Raw genomic sequence first — 16,819 nt, forward strand, 5'->3', positions numbered from 1 at the left:
GAAGCGCTTAGGGTCGGCGGCGAAGTAATCGCGGATGCGGTCGTTGGCGGTGGTCTCCTGCAGGCCCTTGAGGGCCTGCCAGGTGACGCTGCGGGTGAGCTGGAACATGGTTGACCTCTTGTTATCTGAAAAGCCTGTCCGCCCGACGGCTCAGGCGGTGGCGCTCACGGATACCGCCTGGCCGCCGCGCTTGATCGCTGCATAGCCGAGGCCAGTCACCAGCGAGCCGATGACGATGGCGGCGAGATACAGCAGCACCGGGCTGATGGCGTTGGGGATCAGCAGCACGAAGATGCCGCCATGCGGCGCCATCAGCTTGGCACCGACCAGCATCGAGATGGCACCGGTGATCGCCCCGCCGACCATGCACACCGGGATGACCCGCAGCGGGTCCTTGGCGGCGAAGGGGATGGCGCCCTCGCTGATGAAGCACAGCCCGAGCACGAAGGAGGCCTTGCCCGCCTCGCGCTCGGGCTCGGAGAACTTCGCCTTGGCGACGAAGCTGGCGATGCCCATGCCGATCGCCGGCACCATGCCCGCGGCCATCACGGCGGCCATCGGCGCATAGGTCTCCGAGGCCAGCAACCCCACGCCGAAGGTGTAGGCGGCCTTGTTGACCGGCCCGCCCATGTCGAAGCACATCATCGAGCCGAGCAGGATGCCCAGCAGCACGGCGTTGGCCGAGCCCATGTTCTCGAGGAAGGTGGTCAGCGCCGAGAGGATGGCCGCCACCGGCTCGCCGACCACGTAGATCATCACCAGACCGGTGAACAGGCTGGCGATCAGCGGGATGATCAGGATCGGCTTGAGGGACTCGATGCTCGAGGGCAGTTTGACGTGTTGGGCGACCGCCTTGGCAACGTAACCGGCCAGGAAACCGGCCAGGATACCGCCGATGAAGCCGGCGCCGATCTCCGAGGCCAGCATGCCGCCGATCATCCCCGGCGCGATGCCCGGGCGGTCGGCGATCGAATAGGCGATATAGCCGGCCAGCACCGGCACCATCAGCGCAAAGGCGGTGCCCCCGCCGATCTGCATCAGCGCCGCGGCCAGGGTTCCCTCCTCCTTGAAGGCCTCGATGCCGAACACGAAGGACAGCGCGATCAGCAGGCCCCCCGCCACCACCATCGGCAGCATGAAGGACACCCCGGTGAGCAGGTGCTTGTAGACGCCCTTCTCCTTGGCCCCCTTCTTCGCCTCGCCCTGACCCGACGACGCGCCACCGCCCGCCTGTTCCACCTCGGCCTCCTCGAGGGCCGCCTCGATGGTCGGCTTCGGCTTCTTCAGCGCATTGCCGGTGGAGGTGCGGTAAACGCGCTTGCCAGCGAAGCGGGTCGGGTCGACCTCGATGTCACAGGCGAGGATCACCAGGTCGGCCGCGGCGATCTCCTCGTCGGTGAGCTGGTCCTGGGCGCCCACCGACCCCTGGGTCTCCACGCGGATCTCGTGGCCCAGCGACTTGCCCGCCTCGGCCAGCGCCTCGGCGGCCATGAAGGTATGGGCCACGCCGGTCGGACAGGCGGTCACCGCCACGATCTTTCGGGCGCCGTCGCGTCGGGCGCCGTCGGGGTTGCCGGCGGGCGCCGCCGGGGTGGCCTCTTGCGCCGATGGCTGGAAGTCGCTGGCCTCGCGGCTGGCGCGCTCGAGGAAGGCACGCGGGTCGGGCAGCGCCTGGTCGATGGAGGCGCGGAACAGGCGCTTGCCGGCGAAACGCTCCGGCACCGGCACGTGATCGGCGGCGACCACCACCAGATCGGCGGCGGCGATGGCCTCGGCACTGACCGGGGTGTGCGGCTCGAGCTCGCCGTGCATCTCGACATGGGTCTGCCAGCCGAGGCGCTCGGCGGCCTGTTCGAGGCGGCGGGCGGCGAGGAAGGTGGTGGCCATGCCGCTGGGGCAGGCGGTGATGATGATGGTGTTCATGCGAGAGCTCCCCCCGCATCGACGTCGTTGAGACGACGAACGCGAGTCTGTTGTTGGAGTTGCGGGAAGTCCGGGGCGTGGGGGTCACCCACGCCGACATGGCGGACGGATTCGGCGGACAGCGCCGTGGCCAGGCGCAGCGCCTGCTCGGGGGGATGCCCCGAGAGCACGCCGTGCAGCATGGCGGCGACCAGGGTGTCGCCGGCACCCACGGTGCTGGCGACATCCAGACGCGGCGGCAGCGCCTGCCAGGCGCCGCGCCGGCTGACCCAGAGCACGCCCTCGGGGCCGGCGGAGATCAGCGCCTCCTCGACCCCGTGAGCATAGAGCCTGAGCGCTGCCTTGAGCCGGGCGTTGGCGCTGGTCAGCGAGGTGTCTGCCCAGGCGGCCAGTTCCTGCTCGTTGGGCTTGACCGCCGAGGGGCGTGCCTCGATGGCCGCTCCCAGGGCCTCGCCACTGGTGTCGACCCATACCGGCAGGTCGGCCGCGCGCAGGCGGGCGACCAGGTCGGCGAGGTCCTCGGGAGACACTCCCGGCGGCAGGCTGCCGGCGATCACCACCGCCTCGGGACGCCGCCGGGGGTCGGCGGCGCGGGCGTCGAGCCCGTCGAGCAGGCGCTGCCAGGCATCAGCACCGATGGTGGCGCCCGGTCCGTTGATATCGGTGACCCGTCCGTCGGCCTCGGCGATCTTGGCGTTGATCCGCGTCTCGCCGGGCACCCGGATGAAGGCGTCCTCCACCGCCAGGGCCTCGAAGGCGCGCAGGAAGGGGCCGTCGTTGTCGGCGCCGAGGAAGCCCGAGACGCTGACTTCGTGGCCGAGGGCGACCAGCACCCGGGCCACGTTGACGCCCTTGCCGGCGGCGGCGAGGTGCGTCTCGCGGGTGCGATTGACCTCGCCCGGCAACAGGCTGTCGAGGCTCACCGAGAGGTCCAGGGCGGGATTGAGGGTGAGGGTCAGGATGCGGGCCATCAGCGCACCTCCAGGGCGTCGCGAACCGCCTCGCTGGTGGCCTGGGCCAGGGCCAGCTCGGCCTGGCGGCGGGCCTCCTCGAGGTCGAACTCGCGCAGCCGCGCCTTGACCATCGGCACCTGGCGGGCGCTGACCGACAGCTCGTCGACGCCGAGTCCCACCAGCACCGGCACGGCGACGGCGTCACTGGCGAGCTCCCCGCAGACCCCGACCCACTTGCCCTGGGCATGGGCGGCGGCAACGGTCATCTCGATCAGCTTGAGCACCGCCGGGTGCAAGCCATCGGACTGGGCGGAAAGCTCCGGGTGGCCGCGGTCGATGGCCAGGGTGTACTGGGTCAGGTCGTTGGTCCCCACCGAGAAGAAGTCCACCTCGGCGGCCAGGGTCGGCGCCAGCAGGGCGCAGGAGGGCACCTCGATCATCACCCCGAGCTGGACGTCGGTGGTCCGCTCGGCCTCGGGAATCTCCTCGAGCAGGCGGTCGAGGATCGCCTTGGCGGCGCGAAACTCGCTGACGTCCTTGACCATCGGCAGCATGATGCGCAGCGGCTTGTCGTTGCTTGGAACGCCGGCCGCCGGAGCGCCGGCCGCAGGACCGCCTGCCGCCGCCATCAGCATGGCGCGGAACTGGGTCTCCAGGACCTGCGGGCGGGTGAGAGCCAGGCGTATGCCGCGCAGGCCGAGGAAGGGGTTGTCCTCCTTCGGCACCGGCCAGTAGGGCAGCGGCTTGTCGCCGCCGACGTCCAGGGTGCGCGCCACCAGCGGGCGGCCGTCCAGGGCCTCCAGAGCCTCGCGGTACTCGGCGATCTGGGTGTCGAGGTCCGGCTCCTGGGCATGGGCCATGAACAGGAACTCGGTGCGCAGCAGGCCGACGCCCTCGGCGCCACGCTCCACGGCATCGGCGGCATGGGCGGTGTTGCCCAGGTTGGCGGCCACCTCGACGCGGTGGCCGTCACGGGTGCGGGCCTCCTGGAAGCGCGCCTCCCAAGCCTCGGCCTCGCGGCGGCGGTGCTCGGCCAGGCGCTGCTCGGCGGCCTCGCGACGATCGGCGGAGGGGGCCGGGACGATCCGACCGCGCTCGCCATCGAGAATCAGCTCGCTGCCGTCCTCCAGGGTCAGCACCCGCTTGCCGGCCCCCACCACCGCGGGAATGCCCAGTGCCCGGGCCAGAATCGCGCTGTGGGAGGTGGCGCCGCCGCGGGCGGTGAGCAGGCCGCGCACCCGGGAGGTATCGAGGCGGGCCACATCGGAGGGGCCGACATCGTCGGTGACCAGGATGTAGGGGTGGTCCGGCGGGTCGGGGAGCTCGACATGGCAGAGGACACCCAGCACCCGCCGGCCGACGTCGCGCAGGTCGGCGGCGCGCTCGGCGAGCAGCCGGTCGGCGAGCATCTCCTGGGCGTGGGCGGCGGTCTCGATGGCGTCCCACCAGGCGGCCTCGGCGGATCGACCTTCCTGGATCTGCTCCCGGGCGGCCTCGAAAAGCTCGGGGTCGCCCAGCATCTCCTCGTGCATGGAGAGAATCTGGGCGACTTCACCGCCACGGGCCTCGCGCACCAGGGCCTCGAGCTGCTCGCTGCCCTCGCGGATCGCCTGCTCGAGGCGGCGCACCTCGGCGGCGGGATCCTCGGCCCGCTGGGGATAGTCGAAGTGCGGCGTGCGCAGCACGAAGACCGGCGCGATGGCCAGCCCCGGGGAGGCGGCCACGGCCGGGTGGGGCTGGTCGGCCGGCAGCGGCTCCGCTGCCGGCTCGTCGACCACCGCCGCCGTCTGCTCGCGGCTCTCGTCGAAGGGCAGCACCTGCTCACCGAGCCCTTCGGCCACGGCGTTGCAGACCGCCTCCAGGGCGGCCTCGGCCCCCTCCCCCTCGGCCGAGAAGATGAGCTGCTGCCCGCGGCGCGCGCCCAGGTTGATCACCTTGGTCAGGCTGCTGGCCGAGACCGCATCGAAGCCGCCGTCGGCCAGGCGCACGCGGATCGCCAGGCCCTGTGCACGCGCCACCTGTACCAGCTGCTTGGCCGGCCGGGCGTGCAGGCCATGGGCATTGAGCACCCGGGCCGGGCGGGTGCGGGCCGCGGCGGATTCGCCGGCGAGTCGCGCCAGCAGCGTCTCGGCATCGAGGCCGTGCAGCTCGCGTGCGACACCGGCGTCCAGCAGGGCGAGGATGCGCTCCAGCAGGCCGCGGTGAGCATCGCCCTGGGCGGCCAGGCAGAAGACACCAGTCACCGGCTCGCCCGCCTCCTCCAGGACCGCGTCGGAGGTCGCCAGCGACAGCGCCGGCACCTCGACACCACGATCGCTGCTGACCAGCCAGAGCCCCTGGCCGAGCCCCTGGGGGGCGCGTTCGGCGACGCTGGCCACGAAGTCGCTGCCCACGCAACCGGCCTGGCGCAGGCGCGCCGCCCCGGCCAGCGCCAGCTCCTGGCGGTCACGGGCGGGAAAGCCCAGACAGAGGGTCTCGGCATCCAGTCGCGCCTCCACCACCGCCTTCGAGAGCAGCCCGGCGATCTCGCTGCGGGAGCCGGCGGCAGCCAGGCGCTCGGCGACGCCCTCGCGGTCCAGCACATGGGTCAGCTGGCGCAGGATATCCAGGTGCTCATCGCTCTGGGCGGCGATGGTCACCAGCACATGCACGCGGTTGCCGTCGTGCCACTCGATGCCGTCCGGGAACTGCAGCACGCGTACACCGGTTCGGCGCACGTGCTGGCGGCTCTCGGGGGTGCCGTGGGGAATGGCGATGGCATTGCCCAGGAAGGTCGAGGACTGCGCCTCGCGGTCGAGCAGGCCATCGCGGTAACCGCGCTCGACCATGCCCGCCTCGTGCAGGGCCTCGGCGGCATGATCCAGCGCCATGCGCCAATCTTCGGCCCGACAATCGAGCAGGATATCGTCCTGGCGTAGGGTCAACATGGGTTTCTCCTGTTCGCTCGGTGACGGGCGGTGGTCGCCTCTCGCTCAGCCGTCTCGGAGATCGATGCGCTTGCTGGCTGAATCGTGTCACCTGTGATGTCATTCATGCTGAATCGATTCATACTGGTTGGCAAGGCCGACACACTACGACTTTGGCAGGGGGTGGCGGCCACGGTCAGTGGCGTAGAATCGCCCCACCCGTTACCGAGGACACTCATGACACTCGCTGAAATCGCTCGCCAGGCCGGGGTCTCCCGCACCACGGCCAGCTATGTCATCAACGGAAAGGCCCGGGGGCGGCGCATCAGCCAGGCGACCATCGACCGAGTGATGGCCGTGGTGGCGCAGCACGGCTATCGGGTCGACGCCCAGGCCGCCGCGCTGCGTCGGGGGGCGAGCCGCCTCCTGGGGCTGATCATCCCCGACCTGGAGAACGTCAGCTATGCACGCCTGGCCAAGCGGCTCGAGCGCGGTGCCCGAGAGGCGGGCTATCGGCTGCTGATCGTCGGCTCCGACGACGACCCGGAGAGCGAGCGCGAGCTGGCCCTGGCGCTGCGCGCCCAGCGCTGCGAGGTGCTGATCACTGCCAGCTGCCTGCCCATGGAGGACCCCTTCTATGCCGAACTGATGGCGGCCGGCCTGCCAGTGGTGGCCGTGGACCGTGGCCTCGACCCGCGCCACTTCGCCAGCGTGGTCAGCAACGACCGCGAGGCCGCCGAGTGGCTGACCCGCTCGGTGCTCGATGACGGGGTGTCGAGTATCGCCTGGCTGGATGCGGTCCCGGCCCTGTCGATCAGCCGCGAGCGCCGCGCCGGCTTCCAGCAGGCACTGGCCGACCATCCTCCGCTGGAGGTGATCACCTGCGGCGCTCAGCGCTACGACCGCGTCGAGGGGGCCCGGCTGATGCGCGAGCTGCTCGATGGCCACGGCATGCCCGACGCCCTGGTCACCGCCTCCTACACCCTGCTCGACGGGGTCTTCGACGTGCTGCTAGAGGGTGGCGGCCTGCCGCCAGCACTGCGCCTGGCCACCTTCGGCGACAGCCGCCTGCTGGACTTCCTGCCCCTGCCGGTCAACGCCGCCGTCCAGGACCATGACCGCATCGCCACCCTGACCCTGGCCTGTGCCCTCGCCGCCTCGCGGGGCGACTACCGGCCCGGCCTGCAGGTGGTCGCGCGCCACCTGCGCTGGCGCCTTCCCGGGCGGGCCGCCAGCCGGGCCTGAGGGGCTCACTCACCCGGCGTCCAGGCCTCCAGCGACGTCAGGGTCACGGCCAGGCAGCGATGCAGGGCACCCAGCGCGACCGCCACCTCGTCCAGCCGCCCCTCTCTGCCCAGGCGTTCCAGCCGAGTGGCCAGCCCGGCCACCTTCACCGCGCCCAGGCTCGAGGACTCCCCCTTGAGCTGGTGGGCGAGGTACTCGACCCGGCGAGGCGCCGCCTCCGCCACGGCCTGCTCCAGGCCCGCCAGGTGCTCAGCCGCCTGTTGCCGGAAGAGGGTGATCAGGGCGGCCAGTCCCTGCTCGCCCAGGCTCTCGCCCAGTGCCGAGAGGGTGGCGGCTTCCAGCGGCTGGCCGGCCGGATTCTTCCCCGCCGTGACGACAGGACGCCCGACACCGGACGTCCTCCCCCCCTGGCGCAGGTGTCGCTGCAGCGTGGCCATCAGGGCATCCTGGAACAGGGGCTTGGTGAGGTAGCCATTCATGCCGGCCGCCAGGCAGCGGGCCCGGTCCCCGCCCGGCCCCCCGGCGGTCATGGCCACCACCGGCACCTCGGACGACCAGCCGCCGCGGGCACGCAGCCGGCGCGTCGCCTCCAGCCCGTCCATGCCGGGCAGCTGCACGTCCATGAAGATCAGGTCGAAGCGTTCCCGGGCCGCCTGGCGGAGCGCCGCGTCCGCCGAGTCGGCCACGCTGACCCGGCAGCCCAGCCGTTCGAGCATGGCACGGGCGACCTGCTGGTTGACCGGATTGTCCTCGACCACCAGCAACCCGGCATCGGCCACACGCTGCTCGGGGACCGCCGCCACCGCGTTCTCCGCCGCCTCGCCGCTGTCCGCCTCGCTCAGCGGCAACACGAACCAGAAGCGGCTGCCGTGGCCCACCTCGCTCTTCAGCCCGATACGCCCTCCCTGAGCCTCCACCAGCCGCTTGCTGATGGCCAGCCCCAGGCCGGTGCCGCCGAAGCGTCGGGCGGTGGAGGGGTCGCCCTGCTGGAAGGGCTCGAACAGCTGGTCCTGGCGGCCGGAGGCGATCCCGCCCCCCGTGTCGATGACCTCGAACAGCACCTGCCCCTCGCCCTCGTCCTGCACCCGCAAGCGAACCTCGCCCTGCTCGGTGAACTTGATGGCGTTGGAGAGCAGGTTGAGCAGCACCTGGCGCAGTCGGCCGGCATCCCCCACGAGATACGGCGGCAGCCCGGGATCCAGCTCGCACGCCAGGCGAATGCCCCGGGCCTCGGCGCGGGGCGCGAACAGCGAGATGGCCCCATCGACCAGCTCGCCGAGGGCGAAGGGGCGCGCCTCGAGCTCCAGGCGCTGGGCCTCGATCTTGGAGAAGTCCAGGATGTCGTTGATCAACTCGAGCAACAACCGGGCGCTGTCATGGATGGTGTCGGCATAGTGACGCGCCCGGTCGGGAAGCGGTTGGTCCTGCAGCAGGTCGCTCATGCCGATGACGCCGTTGAGCGGGGTACGGATCTCGTGACTGACGGTGGCCAGGAACTCCGACTTGGCACGGTTGGCCAACTCGGCCTGTCGGGCGGTGACCTCCAGCTCACGGCTCAGCGTCTCCAGGTCCCGCCGGGCGGCGGCATTGTCGCGGGCCTCACGAAACAGGAAGGCGACCACCAGCGAACCCGCCAGGCTCATGGCCAGGATCAGCAGCAGCAGCACGCCATAGAGGGTCTGCAGCCGCTCGCGTTCCCGAGTGGTGGTCTCGGCCAGGTGGCCGTTGATGGCGATGATTAACCGCTCGGTCACGCCGCCCAGGGCCTCGAGTCGCTGGATCAGGCTGGCCCGGGCGACGTCATCGAGGCGCTCGAGGTCACGAATCTGCTGGTCCAGGGCCTGCAGGTGTCGCTCGATCTCCAGCACCAGCTGCTCGGCCACGCGAATGTTGCCGAGCAGCTCGGTGATGTCGCCATCCTGCAGCAAGGTGAGACGGCTATAGAGCAGCTCGAAGCGCAGGCGCAGGGCCTGCAGCGACTCGCCAGAGCGGTCGATGAGGAAGTTGCGCAGCTGCACCGTGTCCCGGTCGAGCTTGTAGGCGTGCCAGGCGGCATCCCCGCCCACGCTCTCGGCCAGGCTGTCCTGGCGCCAGGCCACCAGGCCGACCACCACCAGGGCGGCGGCGAAGAACACCAGGGCGGCGATGGCACCCAGCTTGAGACGCAGGGGATAGCGCAGCAATTCAGGCCTCCGCAGCCGGCCAGGCTCAGGGCACGATGATCCGCTCGACTTGCCACACCGAGCGGAAGCGGATGGCCTCGGTGAGCAGTTCGGGGCGGTCGTCGAAGGGGTAGAGCACGAACAGCGGCCCGTACTCGCGGATAGTCAGCGGCTCGCCGTCGCGGGTCATGGCCAGGATCACGCCGTGGCGCCGGAAATCCGCCACCGGGACCTCCGCCTCGTAGTGGTTGAGCGCCCGGATGCGCACCTGCTCAACATCATCGGCACCGACCGCCTCGAGCAGGGCCAGGACCAGCGGGCCCTGGTAGCGTCCCCTGTCGCGATGCCAGGGCGTATGGGTCTCGATGACCCGCGCCGGCAGGGCCTCGAGCATGGCCCGGTCGAATTGCGCCTCGTCGCCCACATTGGCGTGCGCGATGTCACCACTGAGGGTCAGCAGCACTTTCCCGGTGGGCGCCGGTAGCGGCGCAGCCAGGGCGATGGAGAACGGCACCAGGGCCAAGAGCAGCAATACGAGCGGACGAAGGGCGATACCGGTCAGCATCGGCAGGCTTCCTGCGAACGGGAAAGGTGCTCCAAGCGTACGCGATTCGGCGTCGGAGGTCAGGAGAGCGTCCTGTAAAAACCTCAGGGGGCGCCGAGCGCCCCCTGAGGTTTCCAGTACTTACGGGGAGATCGCGTCAGCTCTTCAGCTCCTCCACCGGCTCGATGCGCACCAGGTCCTCGTAGGCGTGCCAGCTGGCGTGGCCCAGGACCGGCAGGATCAGTGCCAGGCCGATGTAGAAGGTCATCACCCCGACCAGCACGCAGCCGATGAGGATCATCGCCCACAACAGCATCGGACGGAAGTTCTTCGATACCGAACGGATGCTGGCCTCGATGCCCTCCATGAAGGTCAGATCCTGGTCCATCAGGGTCGGAATGGCCACCACGCTGATGGTGAAGGCGCCGAACGCCAGGACGGCGCCGATCGCGGTGCCTACCGCCAGCATCACCAGGCCATCGGTGGTAGTCAGCAGCGAGGCGTAGAGCGTTTCGGGGCTGGGGGCCTCGAGGCCGAAGAACAACGCGAACAGCAGAGTCGCCAGGCGAATCCAGGCGAGGAAGAAGATCATCATCATCACGCCCATCATCGCCAGCTGCCCCGCATGGCCCTTCCAGCCGCCGAAGGCATCGCCCAGGTTGGGGGGACGGCCTGCCTCCAGGGCACGGCTGATGCCGTAGGAACCCACCGCCACCAGGGGGCCGATGAACATGAAGCCGGCCACCAGCGGCAGCAGCCAGTGCCAGAGACCCAGCGTGAAAGCGCCGGCGGTGACGGCGACACTCAGCCCCACCCAGAACATGCCGTAGGCCAGGCTGACCGACATGGCCTGGCGAAAATCCTCGAACCCTGCTGCCAGCCAGGCTCGCGGCTTGTCCATGCCCACCGACCGGATGCTGATCCTGACATTGGGCGCAGCACCCTTGCCATGCTCTTTTGACGTCGCTGCATTCATGATCACACCCCTGTTTGCCGCCTGTTGAGTCCCGGTGCTGCCGGGCCGGTTCAAGGTCACATCCCGGCACGCGGCCGTCATGCGCCCTTCATCTCTTGACACCTGATCAATGTAGACGACGACAGCCAACCTCGCAGGGTGGGTTGGATCCCGGCACTCAACGCAGAATATCCTGGCGGTGCAGGGCGTCACGCCAGGGTCTTGCCCTAGGTCATCATCACCACGCTGACCAGCATGCCCATGCACGAACGCCTCCCCTCGAGGGGAGGCGTTCGTCGGGTACGACACAAGACGGTGGTCCCGCTCAGCGCACGATCATCACCGAGATCTTGGTGTGATGAACGACATGCTCGGCATTGGGCCCGAGCACGTAGTCGGCGAACTTGCGCTTGTTGTGGGAGGCCATGACGATCAGGTCCACCTCGAGCTTCTTCGCCGCCTTGATGATGGCCTCCCAGGGGGAGCCGTCGACGATCACGCTCTGGGCCGTGATGTCCTCGGGCACGTGTTCGCGGATGAACTCGTGCTGGGCCTCGGAGATCGCCTCATGGGCCTTCTTGGCGAAGTCCTTGGGAAAGTAGGAGCCGACCAGCGGCATGCGGTAGTCCGGCAGCACCGTCACCACATGCAGCGACGCGCCGAAGCTGCGGCATAGCGCCACCGCCGTCGGCAGCGCCTTGGTCCAGGAGGCCTCCTCGTTGAGGTCCACCGGCAACATGATCTTCTGGTACATGACGCTCTCTCCTTCAGGCTGACGCCGCGGCGGCAATGCGATCACGCCGCCGACGCTGCATCACTACGATCAGGCCGAACACCAGGAAGGCCGGGATCCACATCAGCTCCTTGGTCCAGCGGTCCACCGGGGCCAGCACCTCGATGATCTCCTGGTCGAAGTCGAAGCCCAGGTCCGCGGCCTGGCTGCCGTAGGCCACCATGTCGACCACGGCCCGACCGTCCTCGATGATCAGCTCGAGGCCCAGGCTCTCCAGGCGCTCCTGGCCGGTCTCGCCCTGCGGCACCGGCAGCTGCATGTAGGTGGTCAGCGGGTCGCCGAAGTCATCCTCGCCGCGAATCTGCAGGCGCAGGGCGCTCTCCTCGTCGACGCTGCCGAGCGCCTCGACAAACTGCGATGGCGGCACCGACTCGTAGGGGTCATGGATCATGTCCATCCAGAAGCCCGGCCGGAAGAGGGTGAAGGCCACCAGCAGCAGCACAATGGACTCGTACCAGCGGTTGCGGGCGATCATGAAGCCCTGGGTGGCCGCGGCAAAGATCAGCATGGCGATGGTCGAGACCACGAAGATCACTATCCCCTGCAGGAACGTCACATCGATCAGCAGCAGGTCGGTGTTGAAGATGAACAGGAACGGCAGCGCCGCGGTGCGCAGGCTGTAGTAGAAGGCCTGGAAGCCGGTGCGGATCGGGTCGCCGCCCGAGACGGCGGCCGCCGCGAAGGAGGCGAGCCCCACCGGCGGCGTGACGTCCGCCATGATCCCGAAGTAGAACACGAACAGGTGCACCGCGATCAGTGGCACCAGCAGGCCGTTCTGCTCGCCCAGCTGGACGATCACCGGGGCCAGCAGCGCCGAGACCACGATGTAGTTGGCCGTGGTGGGCAGGCCCATGCCGAGGATCAGGCTGAGCACCGCGGTGAAGATCAGGATCAGCATCAGGTTGCCCATGGAGAGGATCTCCACCACGTCGGCCAGTACCAGGCCGACACCGGTCTGGGAGACCGCGCCGACAATGATGCCGGCGGTGGCGGTGGCGATGCCGATGCCGATCATGTTGCGGGCACCGGTGACCAGGCCGTTCCACAGGTCCAGGGCACCCTCGCGCAGATCCGCCGCCATGTCACTGCGACCGCGGAAGATCGCCGTGATGGGACGCTGAGTGAGGATGATGAAGACCATGAACACCGTCGCCCAGAAGGCCGACAACCCCGGCGAGAGGCGCTCCACCATCAGACACCAGATCAGCACGATCACCGGCAGGATGAACTGCAGGCCGACCATCACCGTAGGCCGGGTCTGGGGCAACGTGTAGATGGGAGTGTCCGGGTCATCGAGCTCCAGCTCGGGATAGTGCGAGGCGACCTTGAGCAGTCCCACATAGATCGCCGCCAGCCCCACGGCCACCACCCAGGGAGTGGCATCACCCAGCACCGGCTTGAGCCAGCCCAGACCGTAGTAGACCGCGAGGGCCGTGATCATCATCAGCAGCAGGCCGCCAAGGAAGCCGATCACCTTGCGCACCAGGGGCTTGGGCGGATTGCTGCTCTCCAGCCCCTGCAGGCCGGCCTTGAGGGCCTCGAGGTGGACGATGTAGATCAGCGCGATATAGGAGATCAGCGCCGGCAGGAAGGCGTGCTTGATCACCTCCACGTAGGAGATGCCCACGTACTCGACCATCAGGAAGGCCGCAGCGCCCATGACCGGCGGCATGATCTGGCCGTTGACCGAGGAGGACACCTCCACCGCACCGGCCTTCTCGGCGGAGAAGCCGACCCGCTTCATCATCGGCACGGTGAAGGTACCGGTGGTCACCACGTTGGCGATGGAGGAGCCGGAGATCAGGCCGGTCATGCCCGAGGCCACCACGGCGGCCTTGGCCGGGCCGCCCTTGTAGTGGCCCAGCAGCGAGAAGGCGACCTTGATGAAGTAGTTGCCGGCCCCGGCCTTGTCGAGCAGGGCACCGAACAGCACGAACAGGAAGACGAAGCTGGTCGAGACCCCCAGGGCGATGCCGAAGACCCCCTGGGTGGTCAGCCACTGGTGGTTCACCAGGCCGAAGAGGCTGACCCCGCGGTGGGAGAGGATGCCCGGCATGTAGGGCCCGGCCAGCGAGTAGAAGATGAAGATCGAGGCGATGATCGCAAGCGGCGGGCCGAGCGCCCGTCGCGTGGCCTCGAGGAGCAGCAGGATGCCGGCCACGCCGATGATCACGTCCTGCAGGATCGGCGCGCCCGGGCGCTGGGCCAGCTGCTCGTAGAACATGAACATGTAGGCGCCGCAGAAGGCCGCCGCCGCCGCCAGCACCCAGTCCTGGACGGGGATACGGTCGCGGGGCGAGCGCTTGAGCGCCGGATAGGCCATGTAGGCCAGGAAGAGCGCGAAGGCCAGATGGATGGAACGGGACTCGGTGGCGTTGAAGACCCCGAAGCCGATCATGAACGGCAGCGGGGACGCGATCCACAGCTGGAAGAGCGACCAGACGGCGGCAATGCTGACCAGCAGCTTGCCCGGCGTCCCGGCCGGCTTGCGGGCCCCGGTATCGGTCGAGGCGACCATATCCTCCAGGTCGACCTCGTGCCCGGCGGTCCTCTTGTTGTCCTCAGTCATAAGCATGCCCTGCTCTGTAACGTGTGCCCTGGGAACCCCTGCTGGTGATGCCCTTGGGCATCCCAAACAGAATGCGCGGCCCCCTCGGGTGACCGCGCATTCTTCACCGAGGTGAAATCACCTCAGGTTGTCGGATCACTCGATCCAGCCCTGCTCGCGATAGTAGCGGGCGGCCCCCTCGTGCAGCGGCGCGGAGAGGCCGGAGGTGACCATCTCTTCCGGATCGAGGTTCTCGAAGGCCGGATGCAGGCGCTTGAAACGGTCGAAGTTGTCGAAGATCGCCTTGACGGTCTGGTAGACAATCTCCTCGTCGGCCTGAGCGGTGGTCACGAAGGTGGCCGCCACGCCGAAGGTCTCGACGTCCTCGTCGTTGCCCTTGTAGAGGCCGCCGGGAATGATCGCCTTGGAGTAGTAGGGATGCTCCTCGACGATGCCGTCGATGGCCTCGCCATTCAGCGGGATCAGGCGCGCATCCACGGTGGTGGTGGCCTCCTGGATGGAGCCGTTGGGATGGCCGACCACATAGACCATGGCATCGACGTTGTTGTCGGCCAGGGCCGCGGCCTGCTCGGCGGCATCCAGCTGGGAGGCCAGGGCGAAGGTATCCTCGGTCCAGCCCTTGGCTTCCATCACCACTTCCATGGTATTGCGCTGGCCGGAGCCCGGGTTACCGATGTTGACGCGCTTGCCTTCCAGGTCATCGAGAGTCTCGATGCCGGAATCGGCGCGGGCCAGCAGGGTCAGCGGCTCGCCGTGGACGCGGAAGACCGCGCGCAGGTCCTTGTAGGCGTCACCCTCGAAGTTGCCGGTACCATTGTAGGCTTGGTACTGCACGTCGGACTGGACCACGCCCATGTCCAGCTCGCCGGACTTGATGCCGTTGACGTTGGCCACCGAGCCGCCGGTGGAGGGCGCGTTGCACTTGATGTTGGCGTCTTCCAGACGGTTCACCAGGCGGCAGACCGACTGGCCGACCACATAGTAGACGCCGGTCTGGCCACCGGTACCGATGGTGATGAACTTCTCTTGATCCTGGGCCATGGCCGGCGACGCGAACATCGCGGCCCCCAGAATCGCGCCGGTGAAGGCAGCAGCAGAGAATGCATGGCGTTTCATGAACACACCTCTTTATTTTCAACAAACTTATTTTCAACAAACGTGTTGAGCAAACGGGTTCCGATATGGCAGCCCCGTGACGCGACTGCCGGCGGCCTTGCCGTCCCCTCCTACTTTAGCGAAAAAAGCGGACATTTGATGTGGCCTTTTTCCATGAGTTGGAGTCTAGACCCCCGCGCACGTTTAGAGAGCGTTAATTTTCGCCGCTTCTTCTCACGCAAGCCGCTTCATCGGACCCGGATGGCATGCCTCACGACGCCTTCATGATCAGTGCCTGCTTCGCGTCCTTCATCGCCGCGAATTCGGCCTCATAGAAGAACTCGCGCTCCCCCAGCGCGGGCTCCAGTTGGTTCAGCCAGGTGGCGGCCTCGTCGTACCTGGCGAAGAAGGGGCGCTGCACCCAGTCGCTGTCGCGGCCCTGGATGAAACGCAGCACGAAGACCTTCTCGCCGTGGATCTCGGTCACCCCCTGGATCTCCACCTTGCCCGGATCGGCGGACATCGACGGCCCACGGGCGGTGCGCGCCAGGCCCGATACCTGCTTCATCGCCTCGCGGTAGATCTCCCACGCCTTGACCAGCGGCACCTCGAAGTAGTGGCGGGCACCGGTGTCACGCTCCACGAACATATAGTAGGGGATCATCCCCAGGCGCACCTGGGTGGTCCACATCCTCGCCCACTGGTCGGCATCGTCGTTGATATGCTTCAAGAGCGGCGCCTGGGTGCGGATCTCCGCCCCGGTGGCGCGGATACGGCGGATCGCCTCGCGGCAGATGGGGGTGTCCATCTCCTTCCAGTGGTTGAAGTGCGCCATGAAGGCCACGTGCTTGCCGGCCGCCGTCAGCTCCCGGAAGAGCGCGAGGATATCCTCGGCATCGGGGTCGGTGACGAAGCGGTAGGGCCAGAAGGTCAGGCTCTTGGTACCGATGCGGATGTCCTGGACATGATCCATCTCCGGCGCCATCAGCCCCTCCAGGTACTGGCGCAGGTGCTTGGCCTTCATCACCATGGGGTCGCCGCCGGTCATCAGCAGATCACGCACCTCGGTGTGCTCGGCGAGATAGCGGTGCAGCGAGTCCGCCTCGCTGGAGGCGAACTTCAGCTCCTTGTCGCCGACGAATTGCGCCCAGCGGAAGCAGAAGGTGCAGTAGCTGTGGCACACCTGCCCCTGGCTGGGGAAGAACAGCACCGTCTCGCGGTACTTGTGCTGCATGCCCGGCAGCGGCTCGCCGTCGAGCAGCGGCAGGTTCAAGTCCATCTGCCCCGCCGGGTGGGGGTTGAGTTCGGAGCGGATGCGCTCGATCACCGGCTTCATCTCGGCGGCGGGGGCGTCGCGGCGCATCAGCGCGGCCACCTCCTCAAAGTGCTCGGGGAGCAGCATGCCGCGCTGGGGGAAGGTGAGCTGGAAGACCGGATCCTGGGGCACGTCATTCCAGTCGATCAGCTCGTCGATCACGTACTCGTTGACGCGAAACGGCAACACCTGACTGACCACCCGCATGTCGAAGCGCAGGTCCTCGGGCAGGTGCTGGATGGCCTCGATCTTGTCCAGCTGGCGGTGGGTATAGACCTTGAACTGGCGGGCCTCGAAGGCCTCGGCCCGGGGATCGCCAAGATCGATGTTCACGCGCTGGTTCATGCCACCTCCTGATG

General features: G+C 68.4%; 11 protein-coding genes. 1 reads left to right on the plus strand and 10 read right to left on the minus strand.

Annotation, left to right across the window (positions count from 1 at the left end):
• Nucleotides 1–150: 150 nt before the first annotated feature.
• From OP497_RS09540 to ptsP, 3 genes are read right to left on the minus strand one after another with little or no spacing between them, the layout of a single operon-like run.
• Nucleotides 151–1,923 carry a PTS fructose-like transporter subunit IIB gene (locus tag OP497_RS09540; protein WP_280547973.1) on the minus strand — a complete coding sequence of 591 codons (1,773 nt, stop codon included), beginning with the start codon at nucleotides 1,921–1,923 and terminating at the stop codon, nucleotides 151–153.
• Entirely contained in the window at nucleotides 1,920–2,894 is a 975-nt protein-coding gene (gene pfkB / locus OP497_RS09545) for a 1-phosphofructokinase (RefSeq protein WP_280547974.1), read from the minus strand. The genes OP497_RS09540 and pfkB overlap by 4 nt, the downstream gene beginning before the upstream one ends.
• Entirely contained in the window at nucleotides 2,894–5,803 is a 2,910-nt protein-coding gene (ptsP, locus tag OP497_RS09550) for a phosphoenolpyruvate--protein phosphotransferase (protein WP_280547975.1), read from the minus strand. The genes pfkB and ptsP overlap by 1 nt, the downstream gene beginning before the upstream one ends.
• 216 nt (nucleotides 5,804–6,019) lie before the next feature.
• Between ptsP and cra the strand changes: the two genes are divergently transcribed.
• Nucleotides 6,020–7,027: a catabolite repressor/activator gene (gene cra, locus OP497_RS09555; RefSeq protein ID WP_280547976.1), complete on the plus strand. Its 1,008-nt coding sequence runs from the start codon at nucleotides 6,020–6,022 to the stop codon at nucleotides 7,025–7,027.
• Nucleotides 7,028–7,032: 5 nt separating this feature from the next.
• Here the strand turns inward: cra and OP497_RS09560 are convergent, their stop codons facing one another.
• The 7 genes from OP497_RS09560 to OP497_RS09590 form a co-directional block, all read right to left on the minus strand.
• Nucleotides 7,033–9,210, minus strand: a complete 2,178-nt coding sequence (locus OP497_RS09560) for an ATP-binding protein (protein WP_280547977.1) — start codon at nucleotides 9,208–9,210, stop codon at nucleotides 7,033–7,035.
• A 25-nt stretch (nucleotides 9,211–9,235) separates the two neighbouring features.
• Nucleotides 9,236–9,754, minus strand: coding sequence for a molybdopterin-dependent oxidoreductase (locus OP497_RS09565; RefSeq protein WP_280547978.1), 519 nt, complete (start codon nucleotides 9,752–9,754; stop codon nucleotides 9,236–9,238).
• A gap of 136 nt (nucleotides 9,755–9,890) precedes the next feature.
• Complete coding sequence (locus OP497_RS09570) at nucleotides 9,891–10,709, minus strand: DUF2189 domain-containing protein (protein ID WP_280547979.1); 819 nt, start codon at nucleotides 10,707–10,709, stop codon at nucleotides 9,891–9,893.
• A 304-nt stretch (nucleotides 10,710–11,013) separates the two neighbouring features.
• Nucleotides 11,014–11,442, minus strand: a complete 429-nt coding sequence (locus OP497_RS09575) for a universal stress protein (RefSeq protein WP_280547980.1) — start codon at nucleotides 11,440–11,442, stop codon at nucleotides 11,014–11,016.
• A gap of 13 nt (nucleotides 11,443–11,455) precedes the next feature.
• Nucleotides 11,456–14,050 carry a TRAP transporter permease gene (locus OP497_RS09580; RefSeq protein ID WP_280548071.1) on the minus strand — a complete coding sequence of 865 codons (2,595 nt, stop codon included), beginning with the start codon at nucleotides 14,048–14,050 and terminating at the stop codon, nucleotides 11,456–11,458.
• Nucleotides 14,051–14,185: 135 nt separating this feature from the next.
• On the minus strand, nucleotides 14,186–15,166 hold the full coding sequence (locus OP497_RS09585) for a TAXI family TRAP transporter solute-binding subunit (protein ID WP_280547981.1): 981 nt from the start codon (nucleotides 15,164–15,166) through the stop codon (nucleotides 14,186–14,188).
• Between the two features lie 250 nt (nucleotides 15,167–15,416).
• Nucleotides 15,417–16,805: a lysine 2,3-aminomutase gene (locus OP497_RS09590; RefSeq protein WP_280547982.1), complete on the minus strand. Its 1,389-nt coding sequence runs from the start codon at nucleotides 16,803–16,805 to the stop codon at nucleotides 15,417–15,419.
• Nucleotides 16,806–16,819 lie beyond the last annotated feature (14 nt).

It is taken from the genome of Halomonas sp. 11-S5 (assembly GCF_029889825.1).
Taxonomy (GTDB): Bacteria; Pseudomonadota; Gammaproteobacteria; order Pseudomonadales; family Halomonadaceae; genus Halomonas.

Excerpts from the sequence above, each read along its gene's own strand:
- OP497_RS09565 (WP_280547978.1), bottom strand. The coding sequence starts at position 9,754 with ATGCTGACCGGTATCGCCCTTCGTCCGCTCGTATTGCTGCTCTTGGCC.
- OP497_RS09570 (WP_280547979.1), bottom strand. The coding sequence starts at position 10,709 with ATGAATGCAGCGACGTCAAAAGAGCATGGCAAGGGTGCTGCGCCCAAT.
- OP497_RS09580 (WP_280548071.1), bottom strand. The coding sequence starts at position 14,050 with ATGACTGAGGACAACAAGAGGACCGCCGGGCACGAGGTCGACCTGGAG.
- OP497_RS09590 (WP_280547982.1), bottom strand. The coding sequence starts at position 16,805 with ATGAACCAGCGCGTGAACATCGATCTTGGCGATCCCCGGGCCGAGGCC.
- OP497_RS09540 (WP_280547973.1), bottom strand. The coding sequence starts at position 1,923 with ATGAACACCATCATCATCACCGCCTGCCCCAGCGGCATGGCCACCACC.
- ptsP (WP_280547975.1), bottom strand. The coding sequence starts at position 5,803 with ATGTTGACCCTACGCCAGGACGATATCCTGCTCGATTGTCGGGCCGAA.
- OP497_RS09585 (WP_280547981.1), bottom strand. The coding sequence starts at position 15,166 with ATGAAACGCCATGCATTCTCTGCTGCTGCCTTCACCGGCGCGATTCTG.
- pfkB (WP_280547974.1), bottom strand. The coding sequence starts at position 2,894 with ATGGCCCGCATCCTGACCCTCACCCTCAATCCCGCCCTGGACCTCTCG.
- OP497_RS09575 (WP_280547980.1), bottom strand. The coding sequence starts at position 11,442 with ATGTACCAGAAGATCATGTTGCCGGTGGACCTCAACGAGGAGGCCTCC.
- cra (WP_280547976.1), top strand. The coding sequence starts at position 6,020 with ATGACACTCGCTGAAATCGCTCGCCAGGCCGGGGTCTCCCGCACCACG.